Source organism: Acidimicrobiales bacterium (genome assembly GCA_035533095.1).
Classification (GTDB): domain Bacteria; phylum Actinomycetota; class Acidimicrobiia; order Acidimicrobiales; family Palsa-688; genus DATLUM01.
In genome coordinates this window covers 20,236-42,439 of the sequence record DATLUM010000040.1, presented here as the reverse complement: position 1 = coordinate 42,439, position 22,204 = coordinate 20,236, and the positions used below count along the sequence as shown (strand labels likewise).

Below are 22,204 nucleotides of genomic sequence, written 5' to 3'. Positions count from 1 at the left end.
GACCGGCTGCCCTGTCTCGAACCGCTGGCCTGTTCGCTGACATGGGCGTCATAGAACTAGCGTGGGGGCGTGGGCTACGACGCCGAAGCCGTAAGGGCCAAGTATCTCGCGGAGCGGGACAAACGGCTGGTGCCAGGTCGCGCCCACATCCGCGACCTGCGGACGGACGAACGCTTCACTCACTTCCGGGACGACCCGTTCAAACCCCTCGTAGAGCGCGCCCCGGTCACCGACGTGGTCGACGCCGTGATCGTGGGTGGCGGCATCGCCGGGGTCCTTGCCGGAGCCAACCTCCGCAAAGCTGGCCTGCAGCGCATCAGGATCGTGGACATCGCCGGCGGTATCGGCGGTACCTGGTACTGGAATCGCTACCCGGGGGTGATGTGTGACGTCGAGTCATACATGTATATCCCGATGCTGGAGGAGTTCGACTGCATCCCGACGCAGCGCTACGCGTACGGCGAGGAGATTAGGCAGCACCTGGAGGCGATCGCCGAGCGCTACGACCTGGTGACCGATTCCTTGTTCCACACCGGTGTGACCCGCGCCGAGTGGGACGAGGACTCAGCCAGGTGGCGGATCGTCACCGACCGCGGGGACGAGATCCGGTGCCGGTGGTACGTGCTGGCGGTCGGGATCCTCAACCTGATGAAACTGCCTGCCATCCCCGGCATGGAGGATTTTGCCGGGCATTCGTTCCACTCGGCACGCTGGGACTACGGGTACACGGCTGGAGGTCCGCACGAGCCCCTCACTGGCCTTGGTGACAAAGCCGTAGCCTTCATCGGTACGGGGGCGTCCGGAATCCAGTGCGTGCCCCCTCTCGCAGAATCGGCGGAGCAGCTGTACGTCTTCCAGCGCACACCATCGGCCGTCGGCGTCCGTGGCAACCAGCCCACCGATCCCAGCTTCCGCGAGCAGCTCCAGCCGGGCTGGCAGCGAGCGAGGATGGACAACTTCCAGGCGATCATGATGGGCCGGAACGTCGATGTCGACTACGTGGGGGACGGGTGGACCCAGCACTACGCCGCGGCGCACCATCCTCCGCGAACTGACGGCATGACGATCGCCGACTACATGCGCGCGGCGGAGGAACTGGACTTCTCGATCATGGAGGAGCACCGGCGGCGCGTCGAGCAGCTGGTGTCCGATCCGGAGAAGGCAGGGATCCTCAAGCCTTACTACCGCTACCTCTGCAAACGCCCCTGCTTCCACGACGAGTATCTGCAGGCGTTCAACAACCCCAACGTCACCCTGGTCGATTGCCCCTCCGGAATCGAGAGGATCACGCCGAAGGGCCCGGTCGTCAACGGGCGCCAATACGAGGTCGACTGCATCATCTACGGCACCGGGTTCGAGCCTGAGCTCACCCCGCTGTTCCGGCGCGCAGGCCATGACATCGTCGGCCGTGGCGGCACGACCCTGGCGGAGAAGTGGGCGGTCGGCGCCGCCACCATGTTCGGCATGATGACCCGTGGATTCCCGAACATGCTGGTCATGCCCGCGCCGGGCCAGCAGGCCGTCGTCACGGTGAACTACACCCAACTGGCGGTCCTCGGAGGCGAGTTCATCGGCGGGTTGGTCGAGCTGCTCGAAAAGCACGGCGTCGACGTATTCGACGTGAGTGCCGAAGCCGAGGAGGCGTGGACGCAGAAGATCGTCGACTCCTTCGTCGACGGGAGCGCCATGATGTCGGCTTGCACCCCTTCCCGCATCAACAACGAGGGCCACCCGGAACTCCTCAACCCCCGCAACGGCAACTACGGGCGCGGGTTCGGCGACTGGTTCGGCTACCGGGAGCGGCTGGAGAAGTGGCTCGCGCAAGGCACCCTCGACGGGCTGGAGCTCGAGACCCGCTCGAAAGCATCGTGACGGCAGACATCGTGACCGCAGATCGTCAGAAGGTTGCCGTGGTGACCGGCGGTGGTGGTGGGATCGGCGCCGCTGTGGCGGCGGAGCTCGGGCGCGGGGGCTGGTTCGTTGTCACGGTCGATCCCCTGGTCACCCTTGACGGCTCGGCCAGGCTGCCGGCACCGGAGGAGACGACGGCTGGTCACATCAGGGCGGCCGGCGGCTCGGCCCGGGCGTCATCGGTCTCGGTCACCGACGGTGACGCGCTCCACGAGCTGTTCCTCGAGCTCGCGGACGAGCGCGGCGGGCTCGACGCGGTGGTGAACGTCGCGGGCATCACCCGGCCGACCACCTTCGCCAAGGGCAGCGAGGAGGACTGGCTCGCCGTGCTCTCGGTGCACCTCGGGGGCTACCTCAACGTGCTCGAGGCTGCGCTGCCGATCATGGCCGCTGCCGGGCACGGGCGCATCCTCGGGGTGACATCCGGCTCGGGCTGGCGGTCCGCCGACGCCGGGGCGTACAGCTGCGCCAAGCGGGCCGTCGCAGCGCTCACCTGGCAGCTGGGCCGCTGCATGCCGGCAGGCGTGACCGTCAACGCGATGTCGCCCATCGCTGCGACCCGGATGGTGACCGAGGCCCTGGAGCGTGCCCGTCGTGCAAGTGCGGCGGCCGGGCGAACCCCCGGCACCGGCGGGCTGTCGCTTTCGTCAATGCCGGCCCCGGACGACCTCGGGCCGATCGGTGCTCACCTCGCCGGTGACGGATTCGGATGGTGCAACGGAAGGGTGCTGTTCGCCGGCGGATCAGAGGTGGCGGTCATAGACGAGCCGCGGCTGCTCGAGGTAGTGCGAACGGGTGGCGTGGCGTCGCTAGCAGCGCTGCTGCAGGCAGTCGTGCCGGGCGCCTTGTCTCCTGCAGAGGCGGCTCAGGGAACGACCGGCGGTGGCAACCCACGGTTCGGGGCGATCTTCGACGAACCGGTGGCCGCCGCGGTTCCAGGCGCGCCGGTGCGCTCCTGTGCGGTCGTCTCGGACCGACCCGGATTGGCCGCCCTTGTCACTACGGCGCTCGAATCCCGGTCCGTGCTGTGCCACACCGTCGAGATGGAGGGCGGATTCGGCGACGCCGTCAAACGGCTCAACGCAATCGTGGATGCCGGTGGTCCTCTGGATGCGGTCGTCGTAGCGCCTTCCGGTGGTGAGCCGGCGGGTTCGGGTGGGCCGGAATGGGAGTCGGTCCTCGCCTCGCACCGTGGAATCGTCGAGCGGCTGCACGCCGACGCCGCATGGGCCCGCGCGGCCGCCGAGTATGCAGCTGAAAAAGACCACCCGGTGAGGCTCGTGACGCTGACTGACGGCAGGACCCCAGGTGGCAGTAGCAGGGCCCAGGCCTCGGCGCAGCTCGCCAGGGCAGCGGCCACATCGACGGGCGGCAGGGTCGCTGGGTTCGCCGTGAGCCTGGAGGCTGCCGAGGAAGCGGCAGGCTCCGCCGCCGCCGAGCTGGTCGCCTACCTTCTCGGAACCCCGGACTCGGGTCTCGCCGGGGCAGAGCTCGTGGTCGACGCCGACTGGTTGGGCCTGCGCAGCCATCCGCGGCCGATCGGAAGCGTCATCTACGGAGGTCCTACCGTCCCCGGTTGGCTCGACCGCGCGCTTCGGAACATCACAGGGGTGAAGTCATGACCGGCAAGCCCACCCGGATTGTGGATGCACACGTGCACATCTGGGATCCCGCCCGCACCGACTGGTACCCCTACCTCTCTGCGACCCGGGGCGAGGTTCCCGGAGGCGCGTCAGGGATGAGCCGAGTCTTCGAGGTGGCCACTTACAAGTCGGAAACTGCACGCTGGAACGTCGAGAAGTTCGTCAACGTTGCAGCCGCCACCGGTCGCTATTCGGTGGAGGAAACCATAGAGCTCGACCGGGAGGCCGCCGGCCGTGGGGGCCCTGACGCGATCATCGGCGGTCTGCCACCGACAGACACGGTCGCCGAGGCCATCGGGCTGATCGACCGCCAGTTGACCGCTTCTCGGTTCCGCGGCGTGCGCCCCATGGGTGGTCTCGACCGCCCCGTCCCAGAGCCGGAAGTGCTCCGGGCCCTCCACGAACGAGGTCTGGTCTTCGAGCTGCTCACCCACCCCGACCAACTCGTCTCAGCGGCGGCGAAGCTTGCCGACTTCGATGAACTGGTCGTCGTCATCGAGCACACGGGATGGCCCCGATCGAATTCGGACGACGAGCGCAAGCTGTTCGAAGCCGGGATCGATGCCCTGGCCGCGCTCGGCAGCAACGTCTTCTGCAAGCTGTCGGGTCTGGCTGTGCCGTGCCGGTCGATGAAATCCGATGCCCTGGCGCCGTGGCTCGAGTACGCCTTGGAGGCGTTTGGAACCGAGCGCTGCATGTTCGCCAGCAACTTCCCGGTCGACTCCGCGTTCGGGACGTTCGACGATCTGTACGAGACGTTCAGCGCGGTGACGTCAGGCCTTGACGCCGAATCCCGCGACAAGCTGTTCGCCGGCAACGCGGAGAGCGTCTACCGGCTCAACTCCTAGTCAGTACTCGGCCGATCATCGTGTTGCGGTCGACGCTCGCGTCGGTCAACACGTTCAACAAGGCCTGCTGGGCGTTCTGGACGTCGTCCGGAGAGTACTTCGACTGCTGGGGAACCCCCGCGGCGATCGCAGCAGCGGTGCGGTAGGACAGGGCGGCCATGGTCAGGGTCACGTTGAACCCCGGTGCGGTGCAAAACGATCCGCCGCCGGCGTGGTACAGGTTGTCGAACGCCCAGTAACGCCCGAACGGATCACAAGGGCCGTTGTCCTGGCTCAGCGCGATCCGGTGGGTGCCCATGATGTGCCGGCTGGCGGGGATCTCGTTGAACGGCGTCGCCGAGGTGATCTGTGATGAGTACTGATCCGCTGCCCCGGGCGTCACCGGCGGCAGCGTGGTGTTGACCACCGCCGTTGCAACGGTGCGGATGTCGTGTTCGGACGCATACGAGCCCTCGCCGATCGCCTCGAGTATGGCAATCAGTTTGGGGGCGTAGTAGGCGGCGGCGGCCAGTTCGTATTCGTGCGATTTGTATGTGATCCGCGGGACCGGGATGCCGTAGACGTCCACGATCTGGGGGTCGAGGTCGACGTAGTTGGCGAGCTGCGGCATGTCCTCGCCCTGCATCGTGAACGTGGTGATGCGCTTGGTCAACGGACCCAGCTCCATGTACTGCTTGTGCGCGGCCCCGAACATGAACGCGGCCACCTCGTTGGCAGCGGTGACCGGGTTTATGTTGCCACCGATCTCGACGATCCCACCCCTCGGGATGGTGGGATCGAAGCCGTCTTTGCCGGGTCCGCTTCCGCAGAAGGCGTCCAGGGTTTGCGTGCTCGTCCGCCCACGCCACGAATGGATGTCGCGGTTGAGGATCGCGATGGCCGTCGTCTGCAGGTGGAACATCAGGTTCTTGCCCAGGAGGCCGGTCGGCTCGGTTGTGGTCGAATCGAGAAGGCCGGACAGGAGGCTCAGTCGCACGGCTTCGATCGGCGTGTTGGCGAGGATCAGGATGTCGGCGGGTTGGTTCTGGTTGTTGCCGTCGCCGTCGATGTAGTCGACGGACGTGACGTGGCAAGGGGAGCCCTTGGAGTAGTTGATGTTGACCACGTTGGCGTTCGGTATGAGCGTCGCGCCGGCCGCCATGGCGTCGCTCACGGGCCATGCGCCCGAGGACTTCGCGTTGATCGGGCAGCCGTAGTTGAGGCAGAACCCGCAGTCGACGCACGCAGGGCGCCCGCGGTAGGGGCGGGAGTTGATCGCCGTGGGAACTGCCGCGCCGACGTAGCCGAACAACTTCGCTGCGTCGACGGGGAGAAGGCTGGACAGCATGTCGACGCCAGGGGGCATCGGGAACGGGGTTGATCGCGGCGACTCGTAGGGGTTCGGGTTGACCACCTTGCCCGCTGGGTTGCGGTACGCCGGACCCTGCGTACCGAGGATCTCCTCGCAGACCGCGTAGAAGGGCTCCATCTGGTCGTAGTTGACGGGCCAATCGACGTAGGTCGTACCGGGAATGGCGGGTTTGCTGTCCGTGCCGCCCATGAGGCTGTTGGTGACGAAGTCGACCTCCCGGAAGCGGCGGAACTTGGCGTCGAAGTGCACGGTCCCGCCGCCCACGGTCGTGGGCAGGAACTGCACGTCGCCGACGAAGGTACGGTCGCCGGCGTTCGCGTCGGTCCTGAACGTGCGTGGCTCGAGGACCGGATCCTGGTTGATCGGCGCGGTGCGAACCTCCCAACCGACTTCGTCGTTGGAGAAGGGGTTCTGCACGCCTGATGCCGAGTTGACGTTGTTCCCGAGGTTCGAGAAGAGGTTGCTGCCCTTCTCGAGGATGGTCACGTTGAAGCCCCTCAGCGCCAGGACGCGGGCCGCGATGCCTCCGGACATGCCGCTTCCGACGACGACGGCGTTGAGGGTCATCGCGATTGCGCCTCTCTCAGGAACTGGACCATCTGCTGCGCCTGGGTCGGGGTCAGGGCGCTCTCGTCGCCGGCGGTTATGTAGGACACCGGCCGGTACTCGTTGTAGCCGCCCGTGATGTCGTAGACGCCGTCGCCGAAGCCGTCGTTTTCACCGGTGAGCTCGGAGCCGTAGACGCTGTTGCCGAGCGGCTGCGTGTCGCCGTCGTAGCCGATCAGCTTCCATAGGGGGTTTGCGTCCTGTTCCCGGTACTCGGGCAGGCCGTAGCAAGCCTGGAAGGTGTGGGTGACCAGAACCGGATACAGCGCCTGAGCGGCGGCGGGCGGCGCCACCTGCGGGAGTTGAGAAGGGAGGTTGGAAGTGATCTGCGGCGCTACGGCGGCCAGCACCACGTTTCCGGCGGCGGCGAGCATGACGTCCTGCTCCTGCGGGGATGCCTGGGCGAACGGTTGTCCCGTGGCGGCCCTGGAGTAACTGTCCAGGGAGTCCAACCCGTCCAGGTACAGCTGGCGGAAGCCCTGGGGGATGATCCCCGGAATGGTCCCGCTCTGAACCTGGGCGGCCCACTTGCCCATGACCGGGTCGTGCAGCGGGAGCGACGCGGTCCCGTAGAGCTGTGCCCACCAGGTGATCCGCTGGATGCGGGTCAGCGGGAGGCTGTGCATCTGGCCATTGGAGTAGAACGAGTCCGGAGAGAAGGTCGACGTGGGCTCGCCGGTAGCGTTGTCTGGCACGGGGTTCCGGTTGCTATAGGGCCCGGACAGCCAGACGGGTGGCCCGTCGGCGACCGTCGTTGGCAACTCGAACGCGGCGAGAAACCGGTCGATGAAGACGACCGCGCTGGCCTCGGTGGCGCCGGGGTCGGTCGCCGGGTCCGACCCGCTCGGGACGATGCGGGCGCACGCGGCGGCACACGTCGCTGCACGGGTGGCGTCGGTCAGGAAGTACATGGTTTGCGATTCGGCCAGGGCGGCCTGACCGACCCATTTTGCGACAGTTTCGGGGATGGCTGCTCCCGCTGCCGCGCCCGCGGTGATGGCCAAGAAATGGCGACGACTGAGGCGCACGGTCACTCTTTCGGCACGGCGACGACCGAAACCTCTTGGACGGGCTGGTCGTAAGATCGCCCCCGCTGGTCGCCGGCATACCGAGGAGGAGCGATTGGACTACGACGTCGGCGAGCGGGCGTTACAACTGCGCGGCAGGCTCCGCGAGCTGATCGCCCAGGAGATACCTGAGGGTTACCTCGGGGCGTTCACCGACGATCCCGCCGATCTCGACGTGGCCCAGCGCTTCTGCAGGACACTCGCATCCGAGGGTTTGCTCACCGTCGCCTGGCCGGAGGAGTACGGAGGTGCCGGCGGGTCGGTATGGGAGCAGACCGTGGTGCGCGAGGAGATGTGGGCCCACCACGAGCCGCGGGGCGCCCAGTACATGGGGCTGAACTGGGTGGGTCCCGCGATCATGGCCTTCGGCAACGACGACCAGAAACGCCGCCATCTCCCGCCGATCGCGGCCGGCGAGGTGATCTGGTGCCAAGGGTTCAGCGAGCCCGGCGCCGGCTCGGACCTGGCGTCGCTCAGCACGCGAGCCGAGCCTGACGGCGACGGCTTCGTGGTCACCGGCCAGAAGATCTGGACCTCGTACGCGCAGATGGCCCAGTGGTGCGTGCTCGCCGCCCGCGTCGGCGCGCCCGGCGCGGGGGCCCGCAAGCACGAGGGCATCACGATCTTCCTGGTCCCGATGGACCGGCCAGGGATAACGGTGCGCCCGATCCGCAGCATGCTCGGGCCGCACCATCTCAACGAGGTATTTTTCGACTCGGTCAGGGTCGAACCCGACGAGGTGCTCGGCGGCGTGGGCAACGGTTGGAAGGTGATCAGGCGTGCGCTGGCGCACGAGAGGGTGGGGATCGCCCGCTACGCCCGCTGCGACAGGCTCATGTCGGAGTACTCGGACCTGGCCGGAGGCATCGACGGCCTCCCGCCGGCATTGCGGGAGCAGTGGGTCTGGGCGCTCGTGCAGGTCCGGGTGGCGAGGCTGCTCGCTTACCGGGCGGTCGCCCGCCAGCAGAGCGGGGTCGATGACGCCAGCGCGAGCGCGGCACGCATCGCGGTGACCCAGTGCGACCAGCAGGTGGCCGAGGTGCTCTTCGACGCACTCGAGCAACGCAGCATCGAGGACAAGGCAGCCGGCGCTCCCCTCCACGGGGCAGCCGAGGACCACTGGCGGTACGCGCAGGCGGCGACCGTCGCATCGGGGACCATCGAGATCCAGCGGATGCTGGTCGCACGCGAGCTCCTGGGTGCCTCCAAGTGAACCCCCAGCTTCCGGACGAGGCCGCCTCCTTCGGGGCCGCAGCGGAGAAGGCGTTCACGGCCCTCGGGGCGGTCGATGTCGCGCGCCGCGCCGAGGCGGACCCTGCGGTACGCCAGCGGGAGGTCGTGCCCGTCCTGCAGTCGCTCGGCGCAGAGGACCTCGACCCCCGACAGGATCTCGACACCGCCGCCGCTGCAGGGGCGCTTTGCCGCGCCGCCGGCAGGGTGGCTCTCCCATACCCGGTGGCGGCGGCTGTCCTTCGCGACCACGACGGGAACCCGACAGCAGCCGCTGGCGGAGGCGGTACCGCACGGATAGACCACGGCGATCTGTTCACGACATGGCGGCTGGTAGGCCTGGACGGGACCACCGGGATCGCGGTGAGGGCATCCAAGCCGCTGGGCTCCCGGCTCGGCCCCTTCGTCAGCGACCTCGAGAGGGGCGAATCCCGCGACGCCGGCGGCGCGCGCGCCGCGGCAATGTGGATCACCCTCACCGGGTGGCGGATCCTCGGGTGCGTCGAACGCGCGCTGGAGCTCGCTGTCTCCCACGTCCGCGACCGTGAGCAGTTCGGCCAGAAGCTCTCCGAGTTCCAGGCGGTGCAGTTCCAGCTCGCCGACGCGGCGGTCGCTGTCGCCGGGCTCGACGAGCTGTGCCGCTACACCACCTGGAAGGCCTGCTCCGACCCCGCCGGTGCCGCTGTCGATGCCCTTGCCCTGCGGCTGTACGCGCTCGAGACCGCGCGAACGGTCCTGCGCACGGCCCAGCAGCTCCACGGCGCTGCCGGCGTGTGCGACGAATACGACGTATCGATCCTCGCCCGGCACATCCAGCCGGATCTTCGCCTACCGTTCGGCGCCGCCACCACGGCAGCGCATCTTGGCGCGGCAGTCCAGGAACACGGCTTCGAGGCTCTCTTCCCGCAGGGCGGCCCGCGGGCATGACGACCTTCGAGGGCCCGCCCGTCGCTCTCGCTCGTGGAATAGGCGCGAGGACGCTGGGCGGGTTCCTCCTCGAAGTGGTCGACCGCTTCGGCAGCAACGAGGCGCTCGTATTCGACGATCCCCTTCTCGGCGGGCGGACGGCCCGTTGGACGTACGAGCAACTCGGCCGGCAGTCCTGGAGGGTCGCCGGCGCTCTCATGGCGGCCGGGGTCCGGCCGGGAGTCCGAGTCGGGATCCTCATGGGCAATCGCCCCGAGGCGGTGATTGCTTTCTTCGGTGCAACCCTCGCCGGTGCGACCGCGGTGCTGATGTCGACCTTCTCCGCGCCGGCCGAGCTCGAGTACCTGATCGACCACTCGGGCACACAGGTGCTGCTCACGCAGTCGAAGCTCCTCGGCAGAACGCTCCCGAAGGAGATCGAGTCGCTCGAAACGCCGTCGCTCGAGACAGTCGCTGCTGTCGGAGAAGGATGGGAGGAGTTCCTCGCCGGCGGAACGACTATCGGCGACGGCGAGCTGCGAGCACGCGCCAACGGAGTTCGCCCAGAAGATCCCGGGTCCATCGTCTACAGCTCGGGCACCACCGACCGCCCCAAGGGGATACTCCACGCCAACGGGGCCCCGAGCCTCCAGTTCTGGATCCAGGCGCAGGTCTTCGGGCGCCACCCGCGAACCCGGATGTGGACCGCTCTACCGATGTTCTGGACCGCCGGCCTCAACACCGGGATGGGAGCGACGCTCGCCGCCGGCGGCTGCTGGGTAATGCAGGAGACGTTCCAGCCCGAAGAGGCGCTCCGCTTGATTGAGCGCGAGAGAGTCACCGAGCCCTACACGCTTCCTCACCAGACGGCCGCTCTAGTCGAGTTGCCCGAGTGGGAGACGGCCGATCTTTCATCCCTGAAGAACGTCTTCGGCAAGTCGGCGTTCGCCCGTCACTCCAGCGTCAAAGGTGACCCGGCTTGGAACTCGCCCGTGGGATACGGCTTGTCGGAGACCTGCTCGATCTTCGCGACGCATTACAGCGATGATCCGCGGGAGCTCCTGAAGCACAGCACCGGGCGGCTCCTGCCCGGCAACCGGCTGCGGGTGATCGACCCCGGCAGCGGCCGCCTGCTCGGTCCTGGCGAAGCGGGCGAGCTTGCCGTCGCCGGTCCGACGCTCATGGAGCACTACGTCGGCAAGACGCCGGACGAATGCTTCGACGACGAGGGCTTCTTCCATACCGGCGACGCGGGCTGGTTCGACGAGGCGGGGTTCCTGCACTGGACGGGCCGTCGTTCGGAGATGATCAAGACCGCCGGAGCGAACGTGTCGCCGGCGGAGATCGAGGTGGCGCTGCGAGCGTTCCGGCCGGCCAAGCTCGCCAGGGTCATCGGCCGGCCAGACCCGCGCCTCGGTGAGATCGTCGTGCTGTGCCTCGTGCTGCGGGACGGCGAGCACGCCACAGCGGACGACGTGCGAAGCTTTCTGAGAGAGCGGCTGGCCGCCTACAAAGTCCCGACGGAGATCCTCTTCCTGTCCGACGGAGAGGTGCCCATGACATCCAGCGACACGAAGGTCCGCGACGACGAGCTTCGGCGAATCATCGACGCCCGCCTCGACACATCGAGAGCCCTGCAGACACCGGAGAACAGCCACAGATGACGAGCCCAGAAATGGTTATGAGGGAAAAGGACACGACCGAGGGTCTCGACACGTCCGATCTCGACAAGTACATCGGCGTGCCGATGGAGCCGGGGGAGTTGAAGGAGCCGGTCGCCGTCAACGACATTCGCCGTTGGGTGCAGGGCATGCACTACCCGAACCCGCTTCACTACGACGAGGATTGGGCCGCGACGAGCAGGTTCGGGCGGATCGTCGCGCCGCAGTCGTTCACCGTCGCGTGCGACACGAGCCACGGCGCGTCGCCGGCGCAGGTCGGCCTGATCCCGAACTCGCACCTCATCTTCGGTGGCGACGAGTGGTGGTTCTTCGGGCCGCGCGTGGAGCCGGGTGACCATCTCGTGTGCCACCGCATGCCGTTCGACTACAAGGTGACCGAGACCAAGTTCGCCGGTCCCACCTGCTTCCAGCGCGGCGACACCCTCTACATCAACCAGCGTGGTGAACGGGTCGCTCTCCAACGTTCGACCGCCATCCGCTACCAGGTGCGCCAGGCCCGGGAGAAGAAGATGTTCGACGAGCCGGGCGAACCCGAGTGGACCGACGAGCAGCTGCTCGAGTTGGAGGAGATCAAGGGCGGGTTCATCGCACAGATCCAGGACCTCGCTCACGAAAAGCGCCTGTTCGGCTCCGTGGAGGAAGGACAGGAACTCGCCCTCAACGTGCTCGGGCCGCACAGCCTGGCCAGCTTCACGACCGAGTGGCGTGCCTACCCGATGACGACGTGGGGTGCCACGCTGAAAGGGCCGACGACGGTGCGCGCGGAGGCGCTCGGGTACACCAAGGAGATGGCCGGCTTCGAGGGCGACCGGCGTATGGAGCGAGTGAACCCCGAGCTGACGGACGGTGCCTATTACGGGCCATCCCGAGGGCACCTTCAGCCGCGCTGGGCCAAGCACGTCGGCATGGCCCGCGGCTACGGGTACGGTGCCTCGATGGGAGCGTGGGTCCTCGACTACGTCGCGGCGTGGGCCGGGGAGTGGGGGTTCATCCGTCACTCGAACGCGCAGTACCGGAACCCGGCGTTCACGGGTGACGTCACCTATGTGCGAGGCACGGTGACGGGCAAGAACATCGAACGAAAGCGCCGCCACATGGTCACGGTCGCTGTCGAGCTCATCAACCAGCACGACGCGGTCATGGCGAAGGGCACCGTCGACGTGGAGCTGCCGGCGGAATAGGTCCCGGCTTTCAGCGTTTGGTGCGCGTCGATCGGCCGGCCTTCTTGGGGCCGCTACTGCTGCGACCGGCCGTGCTGCGCCCGGTGGTGCTGCGCCGGGCTTGCTTGGGCAGCTCCCGGCCGGCGGCGAGGCGGACCATGCTCCCGAGGGTGCCCTCCAGCGCGCCGACGACGGACGCCCGGCTCTCACCGGGCACCAGGAACACGGAGAGGACGACGCGCAGGAGCAGCTCGTTGAGCTCGGCGATCGTCACCCAGCCTTCCCTTACCGGGACGGTGTTGCGCATGACGGGGTCGATGAGCTCTTCCGTGATGCGGCGGAACACCGGCAGCTGCTGGCTCAAGAAGCCCAGCACGAAAGCCGGCTCGGTGTCGATGAGCAGCGTCAGCGCCGGGTGCTGGCGCAGGTAATTGATGATGTACTCGACGACGAGATCGAGGCTCTGGTCCTCTTCAGGGATCCCTTCGAGCGTCCGCCGCAGCCCCTCCGAGAACCGGTCGCGCTCGTACTCGGCCAAGACTGCGAGCAGGTCCTCCTTCGACGGGAAGTACCGGTAGACCGTTCCGCGCGACAGACCGGATCGCTCGCTGACGTCGCTCATCGTCAGGCGGCGCATGCCGACCCGGCCCAAAGCGAGCAGAGCGCCTTCGAGGATGCGGTCGCGGGTGGCTGGTACGAGGTCGCTCACGGTCACCCGACGGTAGCGCCCCGCGACCCCGGGCCCCGGTATGAGGCTCTAAAGAGGTTCGCGCCATCGGTGGAGCAGAAGAACGCTGCTCAGCAGCGCTCTTCTGCTCACGCAATTCTGCGAACCTCTCTTAAGGCTTGAAGACGAGCGGCATCTCGTGAACCGCCCGGAGCATGGGGGTCCACACGAGCTCGGCATCCTCGGCGATGTGGTAGTCGGGGATGCGCCTGTGCCACTCGCGCATCGCGATCCTGAGCTCTAGCCGCGCGAGGTGGGACCCCAGGCACCGGTGGATGCCACCGCCGAATGCCTGGTGGCGATTGACAGCCCTGTCGAAGTCGACCCGGTCGGCGTGCTCCACCGCCGAAGCGTCGGTGTTGGCCGCCCCGACGAAGATGAGCAGGGCTTCCCCCTTGTAGACCGGGCAGCCGCTGATCTCGGTGTCCTCCGTGGCGACACGAGCGACCCCCGATACCGGAGACTCCCACCGCAGCAGTTCCTCCACAGCTGCAGGGATCACGGCCGTATCCTCGACGATCCGCCGGCGGTTGGCCGGGTTCTCGGCGAGGTGGGACCAGAAGCAGCAAAGGCTGTCGGTGACCGTGTCGAGGCCGGCGATGATGAACAGGTAGCAGATGTCGATGATCTCTTCGCGGGTCAGGCGGGCCCCATCGACCTCCGCGTCGTGAAGGTCGAGAAGGATGCCTTCGACCCGGTCGGCGACGATGCGGTCGAACGCTTCATCGAAGTATGCATAGAACTGCTCCCCGGCAGCCTTTCGAGCCTCCATCTGCTTCATGATGTTGGTCTCGCCATTGCCGCGGATGATCCCGTCCTTGATCCGGAGGAACAGGTCGAGGTCCTCGAGCGGCAGACCCATCAGCCGGAGGAAGACCGTGCACGGAAGCGGGACAGCGAAGCCCGAAGTGAACTCGCACTTTCCGTTGTCGATGAACCCGTCGATCAACTCGTTGACGAGCTTGGCGACATCTTGTTCGCGCTTGGCCATCTGGCGCGGCGAGAAGTAGGGGTCGAGCAGAACCCTGTACTTCTTGTGGTCCGGCGGATCGATCTGGAGCGGGATGAGCGGCCGGTCGTTGCCGAGCGATCCCATGCCCTCCCCGAACTGCGACGAGAAGAGCTTGGGGTTGCGTAGCGTGCTCTCGACGTCGCTCGCCGTGGCGACCAGCACGGTGGGCTTTCTGCCTTCCATCTGGAACTCGTCGCGCATGGGTGCCCCCGCCCGCATCCGCTCGAAGAACGGGCGCGGGTCCTTGGCGAACTCGGGGTCCAGCATCACCTTGAGTGACCAGCCGGGCTCGCTGGTGTCGAAGGGCTCCACCGATCCGGCATGAGGGCACACTCCCTCCAGCTGGCTGTCCACTGTGTCAACCGGACGGACTTCTGTGTGGCTCATCGAATCCTCCCCACCGGGTCCGGCCCCGCTTGTCGCAGGGTCGGGCGAATCTCACCCTTGGACGCTGTGTCTGTGATCTGATCCTCAGGCTCTCTGATACCCAGGACGGGGACACATGTTACATGTTTGGTCGTTTCTGTTACATGCGTCCGGGGAGGTGTTGTGCACCACCGCCTCCCAATATTCTTCGGCGTCCAGGCAGGAGCACCTGCGCGCGCTGAGAACCTCGCAGTATGGGGACAATCCGGCGACGCCGCCGTTGGGTGCTTCTGGCCGCTGCGGCGGCGCTCTCGGTGGTATCAGCCGGGTTGCCGGCACGTGCTGCCGGCCCCGGCCTGCCATCGCTGCTCGGATCGCCCCAACCGTCCTGCGACTGGCCGATGTACGGCGGTGGCCCCGCCCGCACCATGTCGAGCGACTGCCCGGGTGCTCCGTCTGTGTCGTCCGCCGGCACCTTGGTCCCGGCCTGGCACGTTCACACCCCCGACGTGGTGACGGCGACGCCGACGATCTACCGCGGCGTGGTCTACGTCGGGGACTGGGGCGGGAACTTCTTCGCGCTGGACCTGCAGACGGGGCAGCAGCTCTGGAAGACCGTCGTGGGCCCGGCGGCCGCGACGCCCTACAGGGATCAGCATCGAGGGGCCTACGGGACGATCACCTCGTCCGCGGCGGTGGCGGCCGTCAAGGGCGAGGACATGGTCTTTGTGGGTGGCGGCGGGTCGCTGTACGCGCTCGATGCGTCCTCCGGCGCCATCGTGTGGCGAACCGACTTCGATCCCGCTCATTCCACCAGCTCCGGGGAGGTCGAGTCGTCGCCTCTCGTGTGGGAGAGCGCTCCCGGCGGCCCGACGGTCTTCGTGGGCTCCGACGCGAACCAGGACAGCGGGTACACCGGCGAGGGAATCTGGGCGCTCGATGCGCAGACCGGTCAGGTCCGGTGGCACTGGAATCCCGAGACCGCGGCCGGCAAGGCCCTCTACGGCTGCGGGAACGTGTGGTCGTCGCCGGCTCTCGGGCTCGATACAGGCGGTGACGCAACGCACCGCGCCGTCCTGTACTTCGGGACAGCGGACTGCCCCGACAACAGTGGCACCCCCTGCCCCAGCGACAACTCGGACCCGCTCTGCCCAGCGGGCCAGCAGTACAACTACGCCGACCGATGGTCCCAGTACTCGGAAAGCCTCATCGCCTTGTCGGTAGGGACACCGGTTCCCACGCCGTTGTGGAGCTACCAGGCTCATCCGCCGCTCAGCAACGACGACGACGATTACGGGGCATCCGCCCAGCTCTTCGACCTGCCGGACGGAACGCCCGTCGTCGGCCTGGCGGGCAAGGACGGCTACTACATGGTGGTAGACCGCGACACCGGCAAGCTCGTCTGGCGCTCAGCGGAGACCGGCAACGGCAACGTTCAGCCCGGCTTCGCCCTGGGTGGGTTCATCGGCACCACGGCGGTCGGCGAGGTGGCCGCCGCCCCGCGGGTGTTCGGCGGCGTGGCGATCAACACGCCTGTCACCTACGACTCGAACGGGAACCCGGTGCTGCAGGACCCCGCCACCTTGGTCCGGGGGGTTCCGGGGTTCCAGGCGTTCTCGGGCTCCACCGGCGCGAACGCGTGGTCCGGCGCGCAGGGATACAGCTACGGCCCCACCAGCACGGCCAACGGGGTGGTCTACACCGGATCTCTCGACGGCGTGTTCCGGGCGCTGGACGCCGCCACCGGCCAGCCGCTCTGGGCTTTCCCCCTCGGCGCGCCGATCTCCTCGGGGGCGGCCATCGGAAACGGGACCGTCGTCATCGGCCAGGGGACGTCCGAGAGCGACGTCGAGTTCAAGGCCTGCGCCGACCAGGCGCCGGCGGCGCTGCGCCAGGCCTGCGAGCAGACCCCCCTGAACCAGACCCTCAACCCCCTGGGCGACCTCGGCGGGGTCTGGGCGTTCCAGGCGGCGCCGGCGTGAACCAGCGCCGCCATCGGGGCCAGGGCGGAGCGTTGTACCAACAAGACAGGTTTTGTTCTATATGCGTTATATGGTTCACTTGGGTTGGTCGCCCGCACAGGCGGGGTGCGTGATCTGGGGAGGTTGTGCGATGGAACCGACGCCCTGTAGGCGAGGTCTCTGGACCTGGGCTGCTGTCGTGGCTCTCGGTTTGGCGGGTGCCACAGCCGGCTTCACGGGCGCGGCCTGGGCTGTGAGCGGAGGCGGGTACCAGCCTTCGCAGCAGGACTGCTCGGCGAACGCCGATGCCAACAACGCCGGCAACCCCGGCACCTCCGAGCCCGCTGCGGAGCCGGGCTGCCACAACGTGGCGATCAACGTGGAAGGCGGCGACGGCAACACCCGCTACGCAGAAGTGGGTTTGGACCAGCTGCCGAACAACGGCCCGGCCGGAACGCCTACTCCCCTCTCGCTCGGATACCCGGGCAACGACAACTCGATCCACTCCGGCTGCGCCGCTGTGAACACGAACGGGACGGGCGGCGGCCCCGGTGTCGGCTGCGGCTCAGGCAGCGGCACGGGTGCCAACGCCACATTCGACATCCAGAACACGAGCAAGCCTCTGACACTGACACCGGAGACGGGCACGCCCGACACGTCGGGTCTCCAATCGCTCGTGATGGGCGGGTTCCGCCTCTACTACGGCCAGGACGACAACACCGACGCCGGCGAGCACGACGGTGCCAGTGGCACCAACGGAACGGCCGGCTCGGTCACCGGCCCCTCCGACGGAGGCGGCGTCGGCATCTTCTTCCTGCCGGCGATGGCGTCGCAGACCCCGACGGCTTACGACCCCGTTCCGTTCGCGGGCGCCTACGAGGGAGCCTGCGCCGACGGCATATGCGAAGAGGCGACGACGCAGCGCCAGACCGTCTACCAGGGCTGCGGCGCCAACGCCCAGGTTCAGTGCTCAGCGAGCCAACAAGGCAGCAGCCGGGACGTCTACAACTACCAGGGCAAGACGTGGGATCCCTACAACTGCAGCAGCGGCGACACGACATCCGAGGCGCCGGGGCCGAACGGGTGCGGAAACCACACGATGGACTGGTACCGCCAGCAGGAGGCGCAGAACGTCTACGCCGAGCCGGGCTTCCAGTTCTACGAGGACCCAGACCCGCAGGGCTCGCCGGCGCTGCCCGTGTACCCCCTGCCAGCGGTCTACGTGGGTACGTGCGGGGTGGTCGCCGGCGGCGGCCAGCAGATGAACCAGAACGGAATCCCGTCCACCCCGGCCGCACCGTCGGGCACGCCGGTCACCAACGACGCCGGCCAGGTCGCGATCACCCCGACCGGCTGCTGAAGCCGCCGGTGCCGACTGCCGCCTATCGGACGGCGCCTACAGGACGGCGCCGGAGATCTTCAGGTCGATGATGGCGTCCATGTCGAGGCCGAGCTCCTGCAGGACCTCTTCGGTGTGCTCCCCGTGGTCCGGCGCGCGCACCAGGTCGGGCGGCTCCTCGTCGAACTGCAGGGGTGAGGCGACCATGCGGAAGCTGGTCCCCGATGCGGCCTCGACCTCGCGGATGTAGCCGTTTGCCAGCACCTGCGGGTCGTCGAGAACCTCCTGGGCGGTCTGGACCGGCGCCCACACGCCCTTTACTTCGAGCAGCACCGTCTTCCACTCCTCGAACGTGCGGCTGGCGAAGATCTCGTCGAGCAGGGCCACGCACGCCTCGCTGTTCTGGGCGCGGGCGGCCGAGTCGACGAAGCGCGGGTCGGTCGCCAGTTCCGGCCGCCCGACCTTCTCCATCAGGTCGGCCCAGTAGCGGTCCGACTCGAGCATGATCAACGACAGATACCGCTCGTCCTTGGTCTTGTAGGTCAGCACCAGCGGGTTGGGAACCTTGGCCCGGTTGCCGCGTGGCATGCGCCCGAATCCGAACAGGCCGGCCATCAACACGGTGGCACCTGTCGCCCACATGCCGGTGGCGAGCAGAGAGTTGTCGACGACGAGAGCTTCGCCCGTCCGTTCCCGGTGGTACAGGGCGGCGGAGATGCCGCCGGCGATCGTCAGACCGCCGATCACGTCACCGTATGCAGGCCCCGGCTGCATCTGCGGGTAGCCGTCGGGGTCGCTGATGATGTCCGCCGACGCGCCCCTCGCCCAAAACGAGCACCCGTCGTACCCCCCACGCTCCGCCTCCGGTCCACGCTGGCCGTGGGCGGACCCGCGCACGTAGATCAAACGGGGGTTCACGGCGCGAAGGTCGTCGACGTCGATCTTGAGGCTCTTTCGCGCCTGGGGGCGGAAGTTGGTCACGAACACGTCGGCGGTCTTCACCAGCTCGAGGAGGATCTCGTGTCCCTTCTCGCTCTTGAGGTCGAGGCCGACGCTGCGCTTGCCGCGGTTGGGCAGCTCGATCATGAAGTTCACGCCACCCGGACCCGACGGCATCAGACCCGAGGTGATCAGTCCTCGCTGAGGGTCGCCCGTGTCGGGGTGCTCGATCTTGATGACGTCGGCCCCCCATTCGGCGAGCACGGCACCCGACATGGGCACGTAGGTCCAAGCGGCGACCTCGATTACCCGGATTCCCTCCATGATGCGCTTCACGATGAACGTTCTCCCTGTCTGGACCGGACGGTGCTCAGCTGCTGGGGTCGAGGAAGCCGCCGGCGCCGGGCTCGACCGGCAGCGGGCCAGCGATGGTCTTCGTCTCGGTGTACTGCTCGAACCCCTCTACGCCGTTCTGGCGCCCGATGCCGCTCGCCTTGTAACCGCCGAACGGGGAGTCGGCGCCGTACCAGATGCCGCCGTTGACCGAAGCCGTGCCGGCACGGATGCGGCGGGCGACTGCGATCGCGCGCTCCTCGGAAGCGGAGGTGACGCCGCAACCCAGCCCGTACTGGCTGTCGTTGGCGATGCGGACCGCGTCGTCCTCGTCCTCGTAGGGGATGACGACGAGTACCGGGCCGAAGATCTCCTGCTGCGCGACGGTCATCGAGTTGTCCACGTCAGCGATCAGCGTCGGCTCCACGTAGTAGCCGACCGGCAGGTGGGCGGGCCTGCCTCCGCCGAGCACTATCCGTGCGCCCTCGTCCCGGGCGGTCTGGATCAGGCCCAGCACGCGGTCGCGCTGCGCTGCGCTGATCTGGGGCCCCTGCAGGTTGGACGGGTCCGTCGGGTCTCCGTAGGACACAGTGCGGAACCCGGCCTCGATCATCTCGATGCCCTCGTCATATCGCGAACGGGGCAGGAGCAGGCGGGTAAGCATGACGCACCCCTGACCGCCGTGCACGCACACAGTCCACGACATCGAAAGCTTCGACGCGAAGTCGGCGTCGTCCAGCACGACGTCGGCGGACTTGCCGCCGAGCTCTAGGAACAGCCGCTTCAACGTCGGCGCTCCCTTCTCCATGATGCGCCGCCCGACAGCGGTCGACCCGGTGAACGAGATGAGGTCAACCCGAGGGTCGGTGACCAACCGTTCTGCCACCGTGTTGTCCGAGGTCGGGACGACCTGCAGCACCCCCGGCGGAAGGTCGGTCTTCTCGGCGGCGATACGACCGATGCGCGTTGCGTTCCACGGTGTGTTCGGCGCCGGCTTGAGGATGACCGTATTGCCGGTGGCGAGCGCGGGGCCGAGCTTGTTGAGCGTCACCTCGAAGGGATAGTTCCACGGGACGATCGCCGCGACGACACCAACGGGTTCCTTGACTACCTTGCGCCAGCTCCGCGATCCGAAGGCGGTTCCCTCCGGCAGGTCGCGTTCCCAGTGAAACTCGTCGATGAACGACGCCGGCCATGTGATCGCTTCCGACAACGGCGCGTCGAGCTGCGGTCCGTAAGTCAGCAACACGGGTGTCCCGACCTCCGCGACCAACTCGGAGCGAAGCTCCTCCTTCTCCTCCTCGAGAGCGACCTGGAGCTGGCCGAGGCAGTGCTGGCGGAACTTGTGGTTGGTGGCCCAGTCGGTCTGGTCGAACGCGCGGCGCGCGGCGGCGATCGCGCGGTCCATGTCCTCAGTGCCCGCGTCGGCCACGACTCCGATGATCTCCTCGGTGGCCGGGTTCACGTTGTCGAACGTCCGCCCGCTGTCTGCGTGGGTGAGCTTGCCCTCGACAAGCATGCGTTCTTCTGGTTCAAAGGCGGGCATCGGGCCTCCTGCCGTCGCGGATGATGCTTTCCTGGGAAAAAGACGCCACCAGTGCGCCGCTCTCGGCGAACACCTCGGCCCGCCCGAACGCCCGGCCCCGGCCGGCGTGGGTCGACTCCTGAGCCATCAACAGCCACGCTGCCGGCGGAACCGGCTCGTGGAACTGCATGGTGTGGGTCACGACGCCCGTGGTCAAGGAGCGGTGGGCCATGTCCTGGCCTACACCCTCGTGCGGGCGCATCGCGGCGCCGATGAGGTACCCGTCCGTCGCGAAGGCAAGAAGTGCCTGGCTCAAGGCTTCGGGTTGCGTGAGCTCGCCCGGGGGGCGAATCCAGACGTTGAGCTCGGGCGGGCCGGTCGGCTCGGAGGAGTCCCACGTGCCGGCGTCGCCGGCGACGCGTACCTCGGTGCCTTCCACTACCAGACCGCGCGCCTCGGCCGGCTTGCAGTCCGCGGGCCCGGGCACGCCCGGCTTCGGGTGTTGGTGGCGGAGGAAATCGGCCGCCGGCGCCTGGCGCAGAACCAGGGCGCGCGCACAGATCCGTTCGCCCTGGTGGACGGTGATCGTCTGGCTCGAAGCGGTGCGGCCGTCGTGAAGGACATCGACATCGATCTCGAGCGGCTTGGTGATCGTGGCCACGCGGCTGAAGACGGTGTGGATGGACGACAGGTCCTTGCCCGGCTCGGCGCCGCCCGCCGCGGTTTCTCTGGCAGCGGCTTCGCTGACGAGGATGGCCTGGGCGAGGATCTGGCCGCCGAACACCACGTCGTGCACCTCGGGGTCGCCGATGCTCGACGCGCGGAACCTCCCTCCGCCCAAGGCCTCGAGGTTGAACGCCTCGGGCAGGTGGCCGGCGCCCGTGTGCGACGTCAAGCCCGCAACCCCTCGTATGACCGATCCGATGCCACGCAGGTTCCTCTGTTCACCGGGAGCGGGCGCTCCGACGGCACCAGCGACAATACCGTTTTCAGTCGGTTGCGACGCCTAGTGCCGGGAGGCAGAACCGCAGCAGATGCTCTAGCGCCGATTCGCGTCCGAGCTGCCGCGCCGGGCCGGCGACGCTCCACAGAAGATCGAAGATCGTCGAGGCGTCCTCTTGTGGATCGGTCGACGGGAAGGTCTTGTCCGCGGCGCCGGCGGAGAGCACCTCGACCAGCGGTGCGCTGAGCGCCGCGCGCACGTAGGCGACCTCTTCGTCGAAGTCCGTCATCTGCCGGGCGACGTTGTTGAACATCACCATTCTGCTGAGCCGCCGCCTGTCGAACGCGATGGAGAGCATCTCGTCGACCCATGCCAGGAGCCCGTCCATCGGGTTCGACGCCTCGCGAACACGCTTGGCGACCGCGTCGACATCGCGTGCCGACGCGGTCCGGAACATCGCGAGGAGCAGGTCGTCCTTCGACCGGAACTGGCGGTAGAACGCCCGCGTCGACAGGCCGGCCTCGTCGAGGATGTCCTGGACGCTCGCCGCCTGGAAGCCGTTCACCCTCATCACCTTGAGGGCGGCGTCCATCAGCCGGGCGCGTTCTGCCTGCGCTTCGGGGCTGAGGTCCGTTCCGGTCGTGACCACCGATGC

At 67.8% G+C, this 22,204-nt stretch carries 17 protein-coding genes; 9 read left to right on the top strand and 8 right to left on the bottom strand.

The window, feature by feature from the left end:
* Nucleotides 1–69: 69 nt before the first annotated feature.
* The 3 genes from VNF71_03850 to VNF71_03840 are packed head-to-tail and all read left to right on the top strand — an operon-like array spanning nt 70 to nt 4,402.
* Complete coding sequence (locus tag VNF71_03850) at nt 70–1,872, top strand: NAD(P)/FAD-dependent oxidoreductase (protein HVA73678.1); 1,803 nt, start codon at nt 70–72, stop codon at nt 1,870–1,872.
* On the top strand, nt 1,869–3,533 hold the full coding sequence (locus VNF71_03845; protein HVA73677.1) for an SDR family NAD(P)-dependent oxidoreductase: 1,665 nt from the start codon (nt 1,869–1,871) through the stop codon (nt 3,531–3,533). The genes VNF71_03850 and VNF71_03845 overlap by 4 nt, the downstream gene beginning before the upstream one ends.
* Complete coding sequence (locus tag VNF71_03840; protein HVA73676.1) at nt 3,530–4,402, top strand: amidohydrolase family protein; 873 nt, start codon at nt 3,530–3,532, stop codon at nt 4,400–4,402. The genes VNF71_03845 and VNF71_03840 overlap by 4 nt, the downstream gene beginning before the upstream one ends.
* On the opposite strand, the gene VNF71_03835 is transcribed toward VNF71_03840, so the two are convergent.
* On the bottom strand, nt 4,392–6,320 hold the full coding sequence (locus VNF71_03835; protein ID HVA73675.1) for a GMC oxidoreductase: 1,929 nt from the start codon (nt 6,318–6,320) through the stop codon (nt 4,392–4,394). The two genes, VNF71_03840 and VNF71_03835, sit on opposite strands and share 11 nt — an antisense overlap.
* Nucleotides 6,317–7,387: a gluconate 2-dehydrogenase subunit 3 family protein gene (locus tag VNF71_03830; protein ID HVA73674.1), complete on the bottom strand. Its 1,071-nt coding sequence runs from the start codon at nt 7,385–7,387 to the stop codon at nt 6,317–6,319. Before VNF71_03830 ends, VNF71_03835 begins: the two co-directional genes overlap by 4 nt.
* Before the next feature lie 94 nt (nt 7,388–7,481).
* Between VNF71_03830 and VNF71_03825 the strand changes: the two genes are divergently transcribed.
* Genes VNF71_03825 through VNF71_03810 form a run of 4 tightly spaced genes read left to right on the top strand, consistent with a single transcriptional unit; the run spans nt 7,482 to nt 12,425 of the window.
* On the top strand, nt 7,482–8,639 hold the full coding sequence (locus tag VNF71_03825) for an acyl-CoA dehydrogenase family protein (protein ID HVA73673.1): 1,158 nt from the start codon (nt 7,482–7,484) through the stop codon (nt 8,637–8,639).
* Nucleotides 8,636–9,583 (top strand): acyl-CoA dehydrogenase family protein, encoded by a 948-nt coding sequence (locus VNF71_03820; GenBank protein ID HVA73672.1) that lies wholly within the window; start codon nt 8,636–8,638, stop codon nt 9,581–9,583. The genes VNF71_03825 and VNF71_03820 overlap by 4 nt, the downstream gene beginning before the upstream one ends.
* Nucleotides 9,580–11,226 (top strand): class I adenylate-forming enzyme family protein, encoded by a 1,647-nt coding sequence (locus VNF71_03815; protein ID HVA73671.1) that lies wholly within the window; start codon nt 9,580–9,582, stop codon nt 11,224–11,226. Before VNF71_03820 ends, VNF71_03815 begins: the two co-directional genes overlap by 4 nt.
* Before the next feature lie 11 nt (nt 11,227–11,237).
* Nucleotides 11,238–12,425 (top strand): MaoC family dehydratase N-terminal domain-containing protein, encoded by a 1,188-nt coding sequence (locus VNF71_03810; protein HVA73670.1) that lies wholly within the window; start codon nt 11,238–11,240, stop codon nt 12,423–12,425.
* Between the two features lie 10 nt (nt 12,426–12,435).
* On the opposite strand, the gene VNF71_03805 is transcribed toward VNF71_03810, so the two are convergent.
* Complete coding sequence (locus VNF71_03805) at nt 12,436–13,113, bottom strand: TetR/AcrR family transcriptional regulator (protein ID HVA73669.1); 678 nt, start codon at nt 13,111–13,113, stop codon at nt 12,436–12,438.
* Nucleotides 13,114–13,243: 130 nt separating this feature from the next.
* On the bottom strand, nt 13,244–14,530 hold the full coding sequence (locus tag VNF71_03800; GenBank protein HVA73668.1) for a cytochrome P450: 1,287 nt from the start codon (nt 14,528–14,530) through the stop codon (nt 13,244–13,246).
* 233 nt (nt 14,531–14,763) lie between these two features.
* Here VNF71_03800 and VNF71_03795 point away from each other — a divergent pair, with 233 nt between their 5' ends.
* Together VNF71_03795 and VNF71_03790 are read left to right on the top strand one after the other, a co-directional pair.
* A complete protein-coding gene (locus VNF71_03795) occupies nt 14,764–16,491 on the top strand; it encodes a PQQ-binding-like beta-propeller repeat protein (GenBank protein HVA73667.1) in 1,728 nt (575 codons plus the stop codon).
* A 130-nt stretch (nt 16,492–16,621) separates the two neighbouring features.
* On the top strand, nt 16,622–17,830 hold the full coding sequence (locus tag VNF71_03790) for a hypothetical protein (protein HVA73666.1): 1,209 nt from the start codon (nt 16,622–16,624) through the stop codon (nt 17,828–17,830).
* A gap of 36 nt (nt 17,831–17,866) precedes the next feature.
* Here VNF71_03790 and VNF71_03785 read toward each other — a convergent pair whose 3' ends face one another.
* The 4 genes from VNF71_03785 to VNF71_03770 form a co-directional block, all read right to left on the bottom strand.
* Nucleotides 17,867–19,084 carry a CoA transferase gene (locus VNF71_03785; protein ID HVA73665.1) on the bottom strand — a complete coding sequence of 406 codons (1,218 nt, stop codon included), beginning with the start codon at nt 19,082–19,084 and terminating at the stop codon, nt 17,867–17,869.
* 34 nt (nt 19,085–19,118) lie between these two features.
* Nucleotides 19,119–20,627: an aldehyde dehydrogenase family protein gene (locus tag VNF71_03780; protein ID HVA73664.1), complete on the bottom strand. Its 1,509-nt coding sequence runs from the start codon at nt 20,625–20,627 to the stop codon at nt 19,119–19,121.
* Nucleotides 20,614–21,501 carry an acyl-CoA thioesterase domain-containing protein gene (locus VNF71_03775; GenBank protein ID HVA73663.1) on the bottom strand — a complete coding sequence of 296 codons (888 nt, stop codon included), beginning with the start codon at nt 21,499–21,501 and terminating at the stop codon, nt 20,614–20,616. Before VNF71_03775 ends, VNF71_03780 begins: the two co-directional genes overlap by 14 nt.
* A gap of 94 nt (nt 21,502–21,595) precedes the next feature.
* Nucleotides 21,596–22,198 carry a helix-turn-helix domain-containing protein gene (locus VNF71_03770; GenBank protein HVA73662.1) on the bottom strand — a complete coding sequence of 201 codons (603 nt, stop codon included), beginning with the start codon at nt 22,196–22,198 and terminating at the stop codon, nt 21,596–21,598.
* Between the last annotated feature and the right edge of the window lie 6 nt (nt 22,199–22,204).

What these genes read in the sequence shown, in the direction of transcription:
- VNF71_03840 (HVA73676.1), top strand. Translation starts at nt 3,530, where the DNA reads ATGACCGGCAAGCCCACCCGGATTGTGGATGCACACGTGCACATCTGG.
- VNF71_03835 (HVA73675.1), bottom strand. Translation starts at nt 6,320, where the DNA reads ATGACCCTCAACGCCGTCGTCGTCGGAAGCGGCATGTCCGGAGGCATC.
- VNF71_03815 (HVA73671.1), top strand. Translation starts at nt 9,580, where the DNA reads ATGACGACCTTCGAGGGCCCGCCCGTCGCTCTCGCTCGTGGAATAGGC.
- VNF71_03810 (HVA73670.1), top strand. Translation starts at nt 11,238, where the DNA reads ATGGTTATGAGGGAAAAGGACACGACCGAGGGTCTCGACACGTCCGAT.
- VNF71_03800 (HVA73668.1), bottom strand. Translation starts at nt 14,530, where the DNA reads ATGAGCCACACAGAAGTCCGTCCGGTTGACACAGTGGACAGCCAGCTG.
- VNF71_03795 (HVA73667.1), top strand. Translation starts at nt 14,764, where the DNA reads ATGGGGACAATCCGGCGACGCCGCCGTTGGGTGCTTCTGGCCGCTGCG.
- VNF71_03790 (HVA73666.1), top strand. Translation starts at nt 16,622, where the DNA reads ATGGAACCGACGCCCTGTAGGCGAGGTCTCTGGACCTGGGCTGCTGTC.
- VNF71_03780 (HVA73664.1), bottom strand. Translation starts at nt 20,627, where the DNA reads ATGCCCGCCTTTGAACCAGAAGAACGCATGCTTGTCGAGGGCAAGCTC.